The 13,429-nt window shown below is 70.1% G+C and carries 12 protein-coding genes; 7 read left to right on the top strand and 5 right to left on the bottom strand.

Features of this window, described 5'->3' with window-relative positions; genetic code table 11:
- Positions 1-13: 13 nt before the first annotated feature.
- The 3 genes from AB5T46_RS14815 to rnt all read left to right on the top strand — a co-directional run bounded on the left by AB5T46_RS14815 (position 14) and on the right by rnt (position 2,229).
- The gene (locus tag AB5T46_RS14815; protein ID WP_370564790.1) at positions 14-784 is read left to right on the top strand and encodes an SDR family NAD(P)-dependent oxidoreductase; all 771 of its coding nucleotides are present in this window, start codon (positions 14-16) and stop codon (positions 782-784) included.
- A gap of 125 nt (positions 785-909) precedes the next feature.
- Positions 910-1,476, top strand: a complete 567-nt coding sequence (gene yeiP / locus AB5T46_RS14820; protein ID WP_370564791.1) for an elongation factor P-like protein YeiP — start codon at positions 910-912, stop codon at positions 1,474-1,476.
- Positions 1,477-1,596: 120 nt separating this feature from the next.
- Entirely contained in the window at positions 1,597-2,229 is a 633-nt protein-coding gene (gene rnt / locus AB5T46_RS14825; RefSeq protein WP_370564793.1) for a ribonuclease T, read from the top strand.
- 56 nt (positions 2,230-2,285) lie between these two features.
- On the opposite strand, the gene dapE is transcribed toward rnt, so the two are convergent.
- From dapE to map, 5 genes are all read right to left on the bottom strand, one after another.
- Positions 2,286-3,419 carry a succinyl-diaminopimelate desuccinylase gene (gene dapE, locus AB5T46_RS14830; RefSeq protein ID WP_370564794.1) on the bottom strand — a complete coding sequence of 378 codons (1,134 nt, stop codon included), beginning with the start codon at positions 3,417-3,419 and terminating at the stop codon, positions 2,286-2,288.
- A 226-nt stretch (positions 3,420-3,645) separates the two neighbouring features.
- The gene (locus AB5T46_RS14835) at positions 3,646-4,014 is read right to left on the bottom strand and encodes a Spx/MgsR family RNA polymerase-binding regulatory protein (protein ID WP_370564795.1); all 369 of its coding nucleotides are present in this window, start codon (positions 4,012-4,014) and stop codon (positions 3,646-3,648) included.
- Positions 4,015-4,151: 137 nt separating this feature from the next.
- Positions 4,152-5,018, bottom strand: a complete 867-nt coding sequence (gene dapD / locus AB5T46_RS14840) for a 2,3,4,5-tetrahydropyridine-2,6-dicarboxylate N-succinyltransferase (RefSeq protein ID WP_370564796.1) — start codon at positions 5,016-5,018, stop codon at positions 4,152-4,154.
- 22 nt (positions 5,019-5,040) lie between these two features.
- A complete protein-coding gene (gene glnD, locus AB5T46_RS14845; protein ID WP_370564797.1) occupies positions 5,041-7,656 on the bottom strand; it encodes a [protein-PII] uridylyltransferase in 2,616 nt (871 codons plus the stop codon).
- A gap of 14 nt (positions 7,657-7,670) precedes the next feature.
- Complete coding sequence (map, locus tag AB5T46_RS14850; protein ID WP_370564798.1) at positions 7,671-8,453, bottom strand: type I methionyl aminopeptidase; 783 nt, start codon at positions 8,451-8,453, stop codon at positions 7,671-7,673.
- A 242-nt stretch (positions 8,454-8,695) separates the two neighbouring features.
- Here map and AB5T46_RS14855 point away from each other — a divergent pair, with 242 nt between their 5' ends.
- The 4 genes from AB5T46_RS14855 to AB5T46_RS14870 are packed head-to-tail and all read left to right on the top strand — an operon-like array spanning position 8,696 to position 13,318.
- Positions 8,696-9,196: a Csu type fimbrial protein gene (locus tag AB5T46_RS14855; protein WP_370564799.1), complete on the top strand. Its 501-nt coding sequence runs from the start codon at positions 8,696-8,698 to the stop codon at positions 9,194-9,196.
- A 15-nt stretch (positions 9,197-9,211) separates the two neighbouring features.
- Complete coding sequence (locus AB5T46_RS14860; RefSeq protein ID WP_370564800.1) at positions 9,212-9,955, top strand: fimbrial biogenesis chaperone; 744 nt, start codon at positions 9,212-9,214, stop codon at positions 9,953-9,955.
- A 1-nt stretch (position 9,956) separates the two neighbouring features.
- A complete protein-coding gene (locus tag AB5T46_RS14865) occupies positions 9,957-12,311 on the top strand; it encodes a fimbria/pilus outer membrane usher protein (protein WP_370564802.1) in 2,355 nt (784 codons plus the stop codon).
- The gene (locus AB5T46_RS14870) at positions 12,308-13,318 is read left to right on the top strand and encodes a Csu type fimbrial protein (RefSeq protein WP_370564803.1); all 1,011 of its coding nucleotides are present in this window, start codon (positions 12,308-12,310) and stop codon (positions 13,316-13,318) included. The genes AB5T46_RS14865 and AB5T46_RS14870 overlap by 4 nt, the downstream gene beginning before the upstream one ends.
- Positions 13,319-13,429 lie beyond the last annotated feature (111 nt).

Genomic DNA, 13,429 nt, shown 5'->3' on the forward strand with positions numbered 1-13,429 from the left:
CCCAGGAACGCCCATGCAGCTTTCCGACATCCGCGCCGTCGTCACCGGCGGCGTGTCCGGCCTCGGCCTGGCGGTCGCCCGGCACCTGGTCGCCCACGGCGGCAGGGCGGCGCTGTTCGACGTCGACGACGACAAGGGCACCGCCGCCATCGCCGAGCTGGGCGAAGCCCGGGCGCGCTTCATCCGCACCGACGTCACCGACGAGGACGGCGTGGTCGCCAATGTCGACGCCGCCCGGGATTTCCTCGGCGGCTTGAACGCGGCGATCAACTGCGCCGGCATCCTCGGTGCCGGTCGCGTGCTCGGGCGCGAGGCGCCGATGCCGCTGCGGCAGTTCTCGACTACGGTGATGGTGAACCTGGTCGGCAGCTTCAACGTCGCCAAGGCCGCGGCCGCGGTGATGCAGCACAACGATCCCGGCGAAGACGGCGAGCGCGGCGTAATCGTCAACACCGCTTCGGTGGCGGCCTACGAGGGCCAGATCGGCCAGGCGGCCTATTCCGCCTCCAAGGCCGGCGTGATCGGCATGACCCTACCGATGGCGCGCGAGCTCGCGCGCTTCGGCATCCGCGTCAACACCGTCGCACCGGGCATCTTCTGGACGCCGATGGTCGACGGCATGCCGGAGGAGGTGCAGCAGTCGCTGTCGGCCTCGATCCCGTTCCCGTCGCGGCTCGGGCAGCCGGCCGAGTTCGCCGACCTGGTCGCCTGCCTGCTCGGCAATCGCTACATCAACGGCGAGACGATCCGCCTGGACGGGGCGGTTCGGCTGGCGCCGAAGTAAAGCCGGGATTGGGGATTCGAGATTCGGGATTCGCAAGAGCGGTCACCCGATCACCTCCCCGACCTCCGCACCAACCGTCCCTGCTCTTCCCAATCCCGAATCCCCAATCCCCAATCCCGGCCCTTATGAAAGCCTCCGACCTCAAGAAAGGCAACGTCATCGAACACAACGGCACCGTGTACCAGGTGCGCGACATCGAGCGCAGTTCGCCGCAAGGGCGCGGCGGCAACGTCACGTTCCGCTTCACCCTGTACTCGGTCCCCGGCGGCAGCAAGTACGACCTGTCGCTGCGCGCCGATGACGACCTCAAGGAGGTCGAGCTCTCGCGCCGGCAGGCCACCTTCTCCTACAAGGACGGCGATGCCTTCGTATTCCTCGACGACGAGGACTACGCGCCCTACATGCTCGACGCCGACGCCGTCGGCGAGGCCGCCGGCTACATCAGCGACGGCCTGACCGGCTGCCACGTGCAGATCATCGACGAGCAGCCGGTCGCGGTGCAGCTGCCGCAGAGCGTGGCGCTGGAGGTCGTGGAGACGCCGCCGGAGCTCAAGGGCGGCACCGCCACCAAGCGCCCGAAGCCGGCCCGTCTGAGCACCGGCATCGAGATCCAGGTGCCCGAGTACATCGGCAACGGCGAACGCGTGCTGGTCAACACCACGACCGGCGAGTTCGCCGGCCGCGCCGATTGAACGCCGCCACGGTCGATCGCCCGCAACGACGCCCCGTCGAGCGGAATGCATCGCGTAGCGCTCGCGCAAACAGCGACGGCGGAGCCGACTTCGCCGCACGGATTGGGATACGCTTGTCCGATGAACGATAACGTCCCGGCCGTCGGCGCTCCGAGCCCGCTGGCGAAACGCTTTCGCGGCTACCTGCCGGTCGCGGTGGACGTGGAAACCGGCGGCTTCGACTGGAATCGCCATGCGCTGCTCGAGATCGCGGTGGTGCCGATCGACCTCGACGCCGAGGGCCGGCTCGTGCCCGGCGAGACCGCCAGCGCGCACGTGATCCCGGCCGAGGGCACCGAGATCGATCCGAAGTCGCTGGAGTTCACCGGCATCGACCTCGACCATCCCTTCCGCCTCGCGAAACCCGAGCGCGAGGCGTTGAACCACGTGTTCGCGCCGATCCGCACGGCGGTGAAGAAGCACGGCTGCCAGCGCGCCATCCTGGTCGGCCACAACGCGCATTTCGACCTGCATTTCGTCAACGCCACGGTCGCGCGCTGCGGCCACAAGCGCAATCCGTTCCACCCCTTCAGCGTGTTCGATACGGTCACGCTGGGCGGCGTCGCCTACGGGCAGACGGTGCTGGCGCGCGCGGTGCAGGCAGCCGGCTTTCCCTGGGACAGCGCCGAGGCGCATTCGGCGATCTACGACGCCGAGCAGACCGCGCGGCTGTTCTGCGCGGTGGTCAACGCCTGGCCGGGACGGCAGGAGTGAGTGGAGAGGAGTGAGAAACGAGAGATCGTTCCCTCTCACTCCTCACTTCTCATTTCTCACTCCTGCGGTAGCAGTCGCTCGATCAGCGCCAGATAGAGTCCCGGCAGGGCCTGCAGGTCGGCTACGCGCACGTGTTCGTCGACCTTGTGGATGCTGGCATTGACCGGCCCCAGCTCGATGCAGTGCGCCCCGAGCGGTGCGATGAAGCGGGCATCGGACGTGCCGCCGCCGGTGCTTTCCTCGGGCGGCGTGCCGGTGAAATCCGTCAGCACCGCGCGCGCGGCCGCGCGCAGGGGACCTTCCGGTGTATGGAACGGCTCGCCGCTGCGGTGCCAACGCACGTCGTGGTCCAGCCCGTGGCGATCGAACAGCGCGGCGATCTCCGCCTGCAACCGTTCGGCATTCCAGTGCGGGTTGTAGCGCAGGTTGAACTGCACCTGCAGTTCGCCCGGGATGACGTTGTTGGCGCCGGTACCGGCGTGGACATCGGAGATCTGCAGACTGGTCGGCGGAAAACTCTCGTAGCCGTCGTCCCAGCGCCGCGACACGAGTTCCGCCAATGCCGGCAGCGCCCGGTGCACTGGATTGCTCGCCTTTTCCGGATAGGCCACATGCCCCTGCACGCCGCGCACGGTCAGCGTCGCCGACAGCGAGCCGCGCCGGCCGACCCGCAGCAGGTCGCCCAGCCGCTGCTTCGACGAGGGCTCGCCGGTGATGCACCAGTCGATCCGCTGACCGCGCTCGCGGAAGGTCGCGGCGACCCGGCGCACGCCGTCGATGGCATCGCCCTCCTCGTCCGAGGTCAGCAGCAGCGCCACGGTTCCGGGATGGTCCGGATGCGCGGCCACGAACCGCTCGGCGGCGACCACGAACGCGGCCACCCCGCTCTTCATGTCCGCCGCGCCACGTCCGTACAGCACGCCGTCGCGGACCTCCGGCGCGAACGGATCGCTCTTCCAGGCTTCGCGCGGCCCCGGCGGCACCACGTCGGTGTGCCCGAGCAGGACCAGCACCGGGCCGCCGCTGCCATGCGTCGCCCATAGATTGTCGACCGCGCCGTAGCGCAGCCGCTCGCAGGCGAAGCCGGCCGTCTCCAGCCGTGCGGCGATCAGCGCCTGGCAACCGGCATCGTCCGGCGTGACCGAGGCACGGCCGATCAGGTCGCAGGTAAGGTCGAGGACATCGGACATGACGTTAGGAGTGAGGAGTGAGGAGTGAGCGTAATCGCTCGTCATCCCAGCGTAGGCTGGGAACCATCTTGATCCCGTCCGTCCCGCCGAACGGAGCGGAGGGGGGAACAGCAAGCTGATCCCCAGCCCGGATGATGAACCGGGAGCGTCGCACTTCCTCGCCTGCACCGGGACGACGAGCTGCGAGTGTCATGCTTCTTCCGCTCGCCGCTCGCCCATCGACCGCTCATCGCCCGGCGCCTTCCTGCCCAAAACGCTTCTTGAAGCCGTTGTCGCTGAAGCCGTGGGTGACGATGCCGTCGTCGGTCACCACCACCGGGCGCCGGATCAGCTGCGGATACTCCTTGAGCAGCAGTTTCCACTCGGCCTCCGTGCCCGGCGTCTTGCGGTTCGGCGGCAGGGTGCGCCAGGTGGTCGAGGACTTGTTGATCAGCGCGTCCCAGCCCCCGGCCTGGCCGGCCCAGTCCGCCAGCGTGGCCGGCACCTGCGGCGTGTCGCGGTAATCGACGAAGTCGTGCACGACGCCGAAGCGGTCCAGCCACTTGCGCGCCTTCTTGCAGGTATCGCAGTTCTTCAGTCCGTAGAGGGTGGTCATGCCGTCTCCGTTTTCAATGCAGGAACGAGTGGAGAGGAACGAGAAACGAGTGCGGGTATCGAGGCTCTCCTTTCGTTTCTCACTCCTCGTTTCTCACTCCTCGTTTCTCACTCCTCGTTTCTCGTTCCTTGCTCTCATCAATCCGCCAGCCCGCGCAGCAACTCGTTGACCGAAGTCTTCGCCCGCGTACGCTCGTCGACCCGCTTGACAATCACCGCGCAGTACAGCGAGTGGCTGCCGTCGGCGGCGGGCAGCGAACCGGCGACCACCACGCTGCCGGGCGGGACCCGCCCGTAGCCGATCTCGCCCGTGGCGCGATCGTAGATGCGCGTGCTCTGGCCGAGGAACACGCCCATCCCGATCACGCTGTGATGGCCGACGATCACGCCCTCGACGACCTCGGAACGGGCGCCGATGAAGCAGTGATCCTCGATGATCGTCGGCGCGGCCTGCAGCGGCTCGAGCACGCCGCCGATGCCGGCGCCGCCGGAGATATGACAGTGGCGTCCGATCTGGGCGCAGGAGCCGACGGTGGCCCAGGTATCGACCATGGTGCCCGCGCCGACGTACGCGCCGATGTTGACGAAGCTCGGCATCAGCACCACGTCGCGGCCCAGATGGCTGCCGCGCCGCGCCACCGCGCCGGGCACCACGCGCACGCCCAGGTTCCGGAACGCCGCCTCGTCGTGTCCGGCGAAGCGCGCTTCCACCTTGTCCCAGAACGGCGCCGGCTCCGCGTCGATCACGGCCATGTCGTTGATCCGGAAGTACAGCAGCACCGCCTTCTTCAACCACTCGTTGACGCGCCAGCCGCCGTCGCCGTCGGGCTCGGCGACCCGCAGCGCGCCGGACTCCAGCCCACGCATGACCTGTTCGATCGCCGGACGCACGGCGCCGGCGGTTTCCTCCGGCGTCAGCGCGGCGCGGCGATCGAACGCGCTGTCGATGGTGGCGCGGAGCAGTTCGAGCGCGGCGGCGTCGGCGGTGAAGGTGGGTTCTGTCATGGGGTGTCGGTCTCGGCAGGGATCATCGGGGGGCATCGCCGTCGAGCACCGCCAGCAGCGCCTCGCACAGCGACTCGCGCCGCGCCTCGTCGAGCGCGTTGTTGCCGGCGTCGGCGAGCCGGAACACGTCCTCGACGCGCTCGCCGTACGTGGCCACGCGGGCGTCGTGCACGCGCAGGCCCTGCAGGCGCAGCACGTGGGCAACGTCGGCCAGCAGCCCGGGGCGGTCGGTGCAAACCAGGCTGAAGACGGTGTGGCGGCCGTCGGCGCTGTCGCTGAAGTCGATCTGCGGCACCACGCGGAAATGGCGCAGGTGGCGCGGCTGCGCGCGGCGCGCGGGGCGCACGTCGAGCGATCCCGCGAGCACGGTGTGGAGCTTGCGTTCGATCGCCGGCAGGTCCGGCACGTGGCGCGGATCGGTCGGCAGCACCTGGAACACGTCGAAGATGGTGCCGCCCGGCCCGTCGATGGCGCGCGCCTGCTGGATCGCCAGGCCGCAGCGATCCAGGCTGATCGCGATCGCGGTGAACAGGCCGTCGCGATCGCGCGAATGCACGAACACCTCCAGCGCCTGCGCGCCCGCCGCCAGCCGCCGCACGCGCACCACCGTGTCACCGGGCGCGGTGCCGCGCAGCGCCAGCGCCTGCCAGGCGACCTGGTCGGCACGGCCGCGCAGGAACACGTTCTCGGGCATGCGCGCGAACAGTGCGTTCGCCTCTTCGCCGTCGACGCCGTGTGCCGACAGCAGGCCGCGCGCGCGGTCGCGGGTCTCGGCGATCCGCTCCACCGCGGCCACCGGGTGTTCCAGCCCGCGCCGCATCGCCAGCCGGGTGGCGGTGCGCAGGTCGGTGAGCAGGCGGTCCTTCCAGGCGTTCCACAGCCGTGGCGAGGTGCCGGCGATGTCGGCGCAGGTCAGCAGGTAGAGATAGTCGAGCCGCTCGCGGTCGGCGACCTCGCTGGCGAAGCGGTGGATCACCGCAGGATCGGAGGTATCGAGCTTCTGCGCGGTGGTCGACATCAGCAGGTGCTTGCGCACCAGCCATTCGACCAGCGCGGTGTCGGCGCCGCTCAGGCCATGACCCTTGCAGAACTCGCGCGCGTCGACCGCGCCGAGTTCGGAATGGTCGCCGCCGCGGCCCTTGGCGATGTCGTGGAACAGGCCCGCCAACAGCAGCAGTTCCGGCTTGCGCAGCTGCGGCCAGATCTCGTGCGCGGTGGAGAAGCGCTCGTCCGGGCTCTCGTCGGCGAAGCTGGCGATGTTGCGCAGCACCGCCAGGGTGTGCTGGTCGACCGTGTAGACATGGAACAGGTCGAACTGCATGCGCCCGGACACCTGCGCGAACTCGGGAATCCACACCCCGAGCACGCCCATGCGCGACATCCGCTCCAGCGTGCGCACCGGCGTGGGACCGCGCAGCAGCGCCATGAACTGGCCGCGCAGTTCCTGGTCGGCGTCGCGCCAGGACGGCAGCGCGTGCAGCGACTCGGCCAGCGCGCGCGCGGTCTGCGAATGCAGGCCGCGCACGTCCGGGCGCTCGGCCCAGATCGCGAACAGGTCGAACACGCGGCCGATGTCGCCGCCGGGCCAGACCTCGTCGCGCGCGGCCAGGTAGCCGCGCCGGGTGGCGAACTCGGCGTCCAGCGGCACCAGCTCGCCCTCGCCCTCGATCTGCTCCTCGAAGCGCTGCAGCAGGCGGTCGTTGAGGCGCAGCACCACCGAGGCGCTGCGGTAGAACTCCTGCATCATCCGCTCGACCCGGGCGTTGTCCGCCTCGTCGACATGCGCCAGGCGCGCCGCCAGTGCCTTCTGGTGGTCGAAGCGCAGGCGTTCCTCGGCCTTGCCGGCGACCAGGTGCAGGCCGAAGCGCAGCCGCGACAGCGTGCGCCGTTCGCGCTCCAGGGTGGCGTGCTCGTCCACCCCCAGCAGGCCGAGGGTGATCAGCTGTTCGAAGCCGTAGGCCTCCAGTACGCGGCGCGCCATCCAGCGCAGGGTCTGCACGTCGCGCAGGCCGCCGGGGCCGTCCTTGAGGTTGGGCTCGAGGTTGTCGGCGGTGTCGCCGTAGCGGGCGTGGCGGGCGCGCTGCTCGTCGCGCTTGGCGGCGAAGTAGTCCCCCGGGGGCCAGGTGCGCGCGGTCGAGATCGCATCGTTGAGCGTGCGCACCTCGGCCAGGTTGGCCAGCAGCGGCCGCGCCTCCTGCAGCGTAGTCTGCACGGTCAGATCGGCGGCAGCGGCGCGGGTGCACTCACCGGCGCTGCGCACGGCATGGCCCACCGGCAGGCCAGCGTCCCACAGCAGTGCGAACAGCCGCGCCAGCGCGTCGGCATGACGGGCCTGCGAACCCTCTTCCGCCAGCGCCAGCACGTCGATGTCCGAACGCGGGAACAGCTCGCCGCGGCCGTAGCCACCGACCGCGAACAGCGCCAGCGGCGCGTCGGACGGGATGCAGCGCGCCCAGGTCTGCCGCACCCAGCCGTCGACCGCGTTGACGCGCTCGGCCAGCAACCGGTCGATGTCCTCGCCTTCGTCGAAGCGGCGCGCGAGCTCGGCATCGTGGTCGGCCAGCGCGGCGCGCGCTTCCGCGGCCCATGCGGCGTCGTCGGCCTGATCGCCGCCGTTCGACTGTGCCGGAGGCTGCACCGACCCCATCCTCATCAGAGGTACTGGTCGTTGTCGTCGCCCGGGATCCGGGTGAGGATGTCGAAGCCGTCCGCGGTCACGGCGAGGGTGTGCTCCCACTGCGCCGACAGCTTGCGGTCCTTGGTGACCACGGTCCAGCCGTCGGGCAGCACGCGGGTGTAGCGCGAGCCCTCGTTGATCATCGGCTCGATGGTGAAGGTCATGCCTTCCTTGAGCACGATGCCCTCCCCGGATCGGCCGTAGTGCAGCACCTGCGGCTCGTCGTGATAGACCTTGCCGATGCCGTGGCCACAATACTCGCGCACCACGCTGAAGCGCTCGCTTTCGGCGTACGTCTGGATCGCATGGCCGATGTCGCCCAGGGTCGCCCCCGGGCGCACAGCGCGGATGCCCTCGAACAGCGCCTGGCGGGTGGTCTCGACCAGCCGCCTGGCCATCACCGACGGCTCGCCGACGTAGTACATGCGGCTGGTGTCGCCGTGCCAGCCGTCCTTGATGACGGTGACATCGATGTTGATGATGTCGCCGTCCTTGAGCACCTTGGCTTCGCTGGGAATGCCGTGGCAGATGACGTTGTTGGCGGAGATGCAGGTCGACTTGGGGTAGCCGCGGTAGCCGATATTGGCCGGCGTCGCCCCTTGCACGTTGACGATGTGATCGTGGCAGACGCGGTCGAGTTCCTCGGTGGTCACGCCGGGCTTCACGTGCGGCGCGACCACCTGCAGCACCTCGGCGGCCAGGCGCCCGGCCTCGCGCATCCGCTCGATCTCTTCGGGGGTCTTCAGGGAAATGCTCATGCGGCCATTATCGCCGATCGCGGCGGCCGGCCGGACGCGGGCGGTCCCGGACAGGCAAAACCCGGCACCCGCCCCCGATTCAGCGTCACTTGTTGACGCGATCGCATCTCCGGCCCACCCTCCCACCGACCACTGAACGTTTTCCCACCGGACTTGCGGTTGGCACGCATCGTGCTGCTGGCTTGACCAGGCTCCGGCACCGCCGGAATCGCCGTTTGCCCACCGTGCTGGAGAACACACCCATGAACATCATCAAGTCGCTCGTCGCCGTATCCGCTCTCGCCTGCGCCGCGCTGTCCTCGGCCGCATACGCGCAGTCGGCTTCCACCACCTTCGACGTGACCATCACTATCACCAGCACCTGCAGCATCGACGCCCCCGCCGCGACCGACGTCGACTTCGGCACCAACGCGTCCACCGAGACAGACATCGACGCCGCGGGCCAGCTCAACGTGAACTGCACGCCCGGAACCGACTACGACATCGCCCTGAACGAAGGCCTCAACGCAGCGGGCGGCGGCATCACCGCGCGCGCCATGGCCAACGGCGCCGACCTGGTGCCCTACCAGCTCTATCAGGACGCAGGGCGTTCGGTGGTCTGGGGCGACACCCTCGACACCAATACCCTGGCCGGCACCGGCACCGGCGCGGTGCAGGCCCTGCCGGTCTACGGCCGCGTGCCCAGCGCCAGCTTTCCGGCGGCGACTTACGTTGACACTGTGACCGCGACGGTCACGTACTAAGGCCACGCAAACACCATGTCGCCGCTACTCCGCAACGGATGGCGGACCGGTTGCGCGGTTGCCCTGCTGCTCGCCAGCGCCGTTGCCGGCGCGGCGAGCCTGCAGGTCACGCCGACCACCGTCGTCGTGCCCGCCGACCGCAGCGCCGACGGCCTGGTCCTGAGCAACAACGGCCAGGCGCCGCTGCATGCGCAGGTCCGGGTGTTCCGCTGGACCCAGGCCAACGGCGAAGACGTCCTGGAGCCGACCACCGAACTGGCCATCAGCCCGCCGATGCTGGAGCTGCCGCCCGGCGGCGAACAGCTGGTGCGGGTGATCCGCCTCGGGCCGCCGCCGGCCGACGTCGAGGCCAGCTACCGGGTGATCGTCGACGAACTGCCGCTGGAGCAGCCGGACGGGCAGGAACCGCAGGCAAAGGGGCTGCGGTTCGTGCTGCGCTATTCGATCCCGGTCTTCGTCGCCCCGCAAGGCCGGCAGGCGACCGCCCCGGTGCTGCACGCGCGCCTGGCCGGCAGCCCGGAGGCGCGCTTCCTCGAGCTCGAGAATCTCGGCAACGGTCGCGCCCAGATCTCCGATCTCGCCCATGTCGCCGCCGACGGCGGCCGCCAGGTCATCGCCGCGGGACTGTCCGGCTACGTACTACCCGGCCGCAACCGCCGCTGGGCGCTGCCGGCCGGCATGGGGATGGGATCCGGCGGGACTTTCCAGGCCAGGATCAATGGGGAAGCGGTTGAACGCACGCTGGTCCTGGATCGGTAATGTGCTGCTCCTGGCGGCCACGGCACCCGTCGTCCAGGCCCGGACCGGCACCGCCGAGCTGCCCGTCACCGGGAACCAGGCGGCAACGCCGGACAGGGCAGTCACGCGCCTGTATCTGGAAGTGATCCTCAACCAGACGCGTCAGCCGCAGCTGCTGGCGTTCGAGCAGCGCGACGGCCGCCTGTATGCCGAGGTGGCTGCGCTGCGCAGCATCGGTTTCCGCCTGCCGGCGCACGCGGACGGGGAACTGGTGGCGCTCGACGGCATTCCCGGCACCCGGGTCCGCTACGACGCGGCGCGGCAGCGGGTCGCCATCGATGCGCCGCTGTCGCAGCTCGCCCTCGGCACGACCGTACTCGGCGGCGGCGACGCGCCCGCGCCGGTGGCCGCCGAAACGGCGCCGGGCGCGCTGCTCAACTACGACCTGTACGCCACCGATAGCGGTGCCGGCAGCAGCCTCACCGCGACCTCGGAACTGCGCCTGTTCGGCATCGGCCGCGGCGTGCTGAGCAATACCGCGGTCGCCCGCGGCTACCGCAGCGACGGCGGCGGCCGCGGCTGGCGCGGCGATTCGGTGCGGCTCGATACCCATTGGCAGCTGTCGTTCCCGGAGTCGGCGGTGGCCTTGACCCTGGGCGATGCCTTCACCGGTTTTCTCGACCGGACCCGGCCGGTGCGGATCGGCGGACTGCAGGTCGGGCGCAATTATGGTTTACAGCCGTACCGGATCACCACGCCGCTGCCGGCGTTCCTCGGCGAGGCCTCGGTGCCATCCGACGTCGAGCTGTACGTCAACGGCGTCCGCCAGTACAGCGGCGACGTTCCGCCCGGGCCGTTCCAGCTGACCACCGTGCCGGGCGTGACCGGCGCCGGCAACGCACACATGGTCGTCACCGATGCCTTCGGGCAGGTGCGCACGCTCGACTTCCCGTTCTACGCCACCCAGCGGCTGCTGGCGCGCGGCCTGTCCGACTGGTCGGCCAGCCTGGGCGCGGTGCGCGAGGACTACGGGCTGCGGTCGTTTTCCTACGGCGGCGATCCGATCGCCAGCGGCACGTTCCGCTATGGCGCCAGCGACCGGTTCACCTTGGACGCCCATGCCGAAACCGCCGCCGGCCTGGTCAACGCCGGGGTCGGCGGCACCTGGCTGCTGGGCATGGCCGGGGTGTTCAACGCCTCGCATGCGCGCAGCGCCCACGACGGCGCCCGCGGTTCGCAGAGCGCGCTGGGCTACGGCTGGAACAACCGCCGCTTCAACGTCTCGCTGGACAGCCGCCGCACCCGCGGCGACTACCGCGACATCGCCTCGCTCTACGGCTCGCTGCCGCCGTCGCGCAGCGAACGGGCCCTGGCCGGGATCACCAGCGCCGCGCTCGGCAACTTCAGCCTCAGCTACGTGCGGCTCGACTATCCGGACCCCGACCTCCAGCCGTCGCGCTATGCCGGCCTGTTCTGGAGCCGCAGCTTCGCCGGCGGCTGGTCTGCCAATCTGTCCGTCAACCGCAACCTCGACGACAGCGACGACCGCAGCCTGTACCTGGGCGTGATCGTGCCGCTCGGTTCCGACCGCCAGCTCGGCCTGTCGTGGCAGCGCGACCGCGACCGCGACAACGCGGTGATCGACCTTGCCCGGCCGGTCCCCGGCGACGGCGGCTTCGGCTGGCGGCTGCAGGGACGCGCCGGCGACGACGACGACGGCGGCGGCCTGGCCGAGGCCGGCTGGCTCGGCGACTACGGACGCCTCGGCGCCGGCGTCGTACGCCAGGGCGACAGCCGCCACGTCTACGCACAGGCCAGCGGCAGCCTGGTGCGGATGGGCGGCAGCACCTTCGCCTCGCGCAGCGTCTACGACGCGTTCGCGGTGGTGTCGACCGACGGTTTCGCCGGCGTTCCGGTCAAGCTCGAGAACCGCGTGATCGGCCACACCGACGAGCACGGCATGCTGCTGGTGACCCGGCTCAACGCCTGGCAGCGCAACAAGCTGTCGATCGACCCGATGGACCTGCCGCCCGACGTCCGCATCGCCGAGGTCGACCGCCTGGCCACCCCCAGCGACCGCGCCGGCACCCGCGTGCGTTTCGAGGTCAGGCCCGTACGCGCCGCGGTGCTGGTGCTGCATGACGCCGATGGCCGGCCGCTGCCGCTGGGCAGCCGCGTGCAGCTCGTCGACGGCGCTGCCAGCGAGGCCATCGTGGGCTATGACGGTGAGACTTACCTCGAGCAACTGCGGCCGCGCAACCGCATCCGGGTCGAACTGCCCGGACGCGCCTGCGAGGCCACGTTCGACTACCCGGAAGCGGCGGCCGCCACGATCCCGCGGATCGGGCCTCTGCTCTGCGTGGAGCCATCGCTATGATCCATTCCCGGAGCCTCGCCGTCCTCGCTTTGGCCTTGGTCGGACTGTACTGGGCGCCCCCCAGCGCCGAGGCCGCGACAACATGCACCACCAGCACGACCCCGCTGGCGTTCGGCACCGTCACCGGAGCGGCGAATGCCGACAGCAACGGCAGCGTCACTATCACCTGCAACACCTTCGGGCTGTCCTTGGCCGCCGGCGTCCGGGTCAGGATGTGTCTGTACATCGGCGACGGCGTCAACGGCCCCGGCCACTTCAACCCCCGGCGCATGACCAACACCTTCGGCGACCCGCTGCAGTTCCAGATCTACCGGGACGCCGCCCGCAGCCAGACCTGGGGCAATGGCAGCTTTCCGGCGCCGCTACAGGTCGACCTGCAGTACAGCGTGCCGTTGCTGGGGGGCAGCGGCAGCATCACCGCCAACCTGTTCGGACGCGTCTTTGCCCAGCCCGGCTTGGCGGCCGGCAGCTACAGCAATCCGTTCATGGACGGGCATACCTGGTTGGAGTACCGCTACGCGGAGTCGATATTCGGCACGCCGAATTGGCCGGGCTCCTGCTCCTCAGGTGGCACCGGCGGGGGCAGCACCACCTTCCCCTTCACCGCCAGCGCGACCGTTCCCAACAACTGCGTCATCTCCGCGGCCACCAACCTCGACTTCGGCACGGTCCCCGGCCTGATCAACGCCAACCGCGACCAGACCTCCGCCATCAGCTTCACCTGCACCGGCCGCACCGCCTGGAACGTGGCGCTGAACAACGGCCAGAACGCCAGCGGCAGCACCCGGCGCATGCGCCTGGGGGCCAGCGGCAGCTACGTGAACTACGAGCTGTACCGCGATCCGGGCCGCTCCCAGCGCTGGGGGACGACCGCCGGCGCCGATACCGTTCCCGGCACCGGAACCGGCAGCGTCCAGACCCTGACGGTCTACGGCCGCGTGCCGGCCACCCAGGCCGTCCCTGCCGGCAACTACGGCGACGTGATCACGGTGACGGTGAGCTACTGACGGAAACTGGTCGTTCGGTTTCCCGGTCCCAACCTGTGGGAGCGACGGCAGTCGCGACTGCGATCTTCCAGGGCAACGGGATCGCCCATGCGGGCCGGTATGCCTTGTCCA

This window comes from Luteimonas salinilitoris (assembly GCF_041300785.1).
In the GTDB taxonomy this organism is placed as follows: Bacteria; Pseudomonadota; Gammaproteobacteria; order Xanthomonadales; family Xanthomonadaceae; genus Luteimonas; species Luteimonas salinilitoris.

Excerpts from the sequence above, each read along its gene's own strand:
- AB5T46_RS14860 (WP_370564800.1), top strand. The coding sequence starts at position 9,212 with ATGTCGCCGCTACTCCGCAACGGATGGCGGACCGGTTGCGCGGTTGCC.
- dapD (WP_370564796.1), bottom strand. The coding sequence starts at position 5,018 with ATGACAGAACCCACCTTCACCGCCGACGCCGCCGCGCTCGAACTGCTC.
- rnt (WP_370564793.1), top strand. The coding sequence starts at position 1,597 with ATGAACGATAACGTCCCGGCCGTCGGCGCTCCGAGCCCGCTGGCGAAA.
- AB5T46_RS14835 (WP_370564795.1), bottom strand. The coding sequence starts at position 4,014 with ATGACCACCCTCTACGGACTGAAGAACTGCGATACCTGCAAGAAGGCG.
- dapE (WP_370564794.1), bottom strand. The coding sequence starts at position 3,419 with ATGTCCGATGTCCTCGACCTTACCTGCGACCTGATCGGCCGTGCCTCG.
- AB5T46_RS14815 (WP_370564790.1), top strand. The coding sequence starts at position 14 with ATGCAGCTTTCCGACATCCGCGCCGTCGTCACCGGCGGCGTGTCCGGC.
- AB5T46_RS14870 (WP_370564803.1), top strand. The coding sequence starts at position 12,308 with ATGATCCATTCCCGGAGCCTCGCCGTCCTCGCTTTGGCCTTGGTCGGA.
- yeiP (WP_370564791.1), top strand. The coding sequence starts at position 910 with ATGAAAGCCTCCGACCTCAAGAAAGGCAACGTCATCGAACACAACGGC.
- map (WP_370564798.1), bottom strand. The coding sequence starts at position 8,453 with ATGAGCATTTCCCTGAAGACCCCCGAAGAGATCGAGCGGATGCGCGAG.
- AB5T46_RS14855 (WP_370564799.1), top strand. The coding sequence starts at position 8,696 with ATGAACATCATCAAGTCGCTCGTCGCCGTATCCGCTCTCGCCTGCGCC.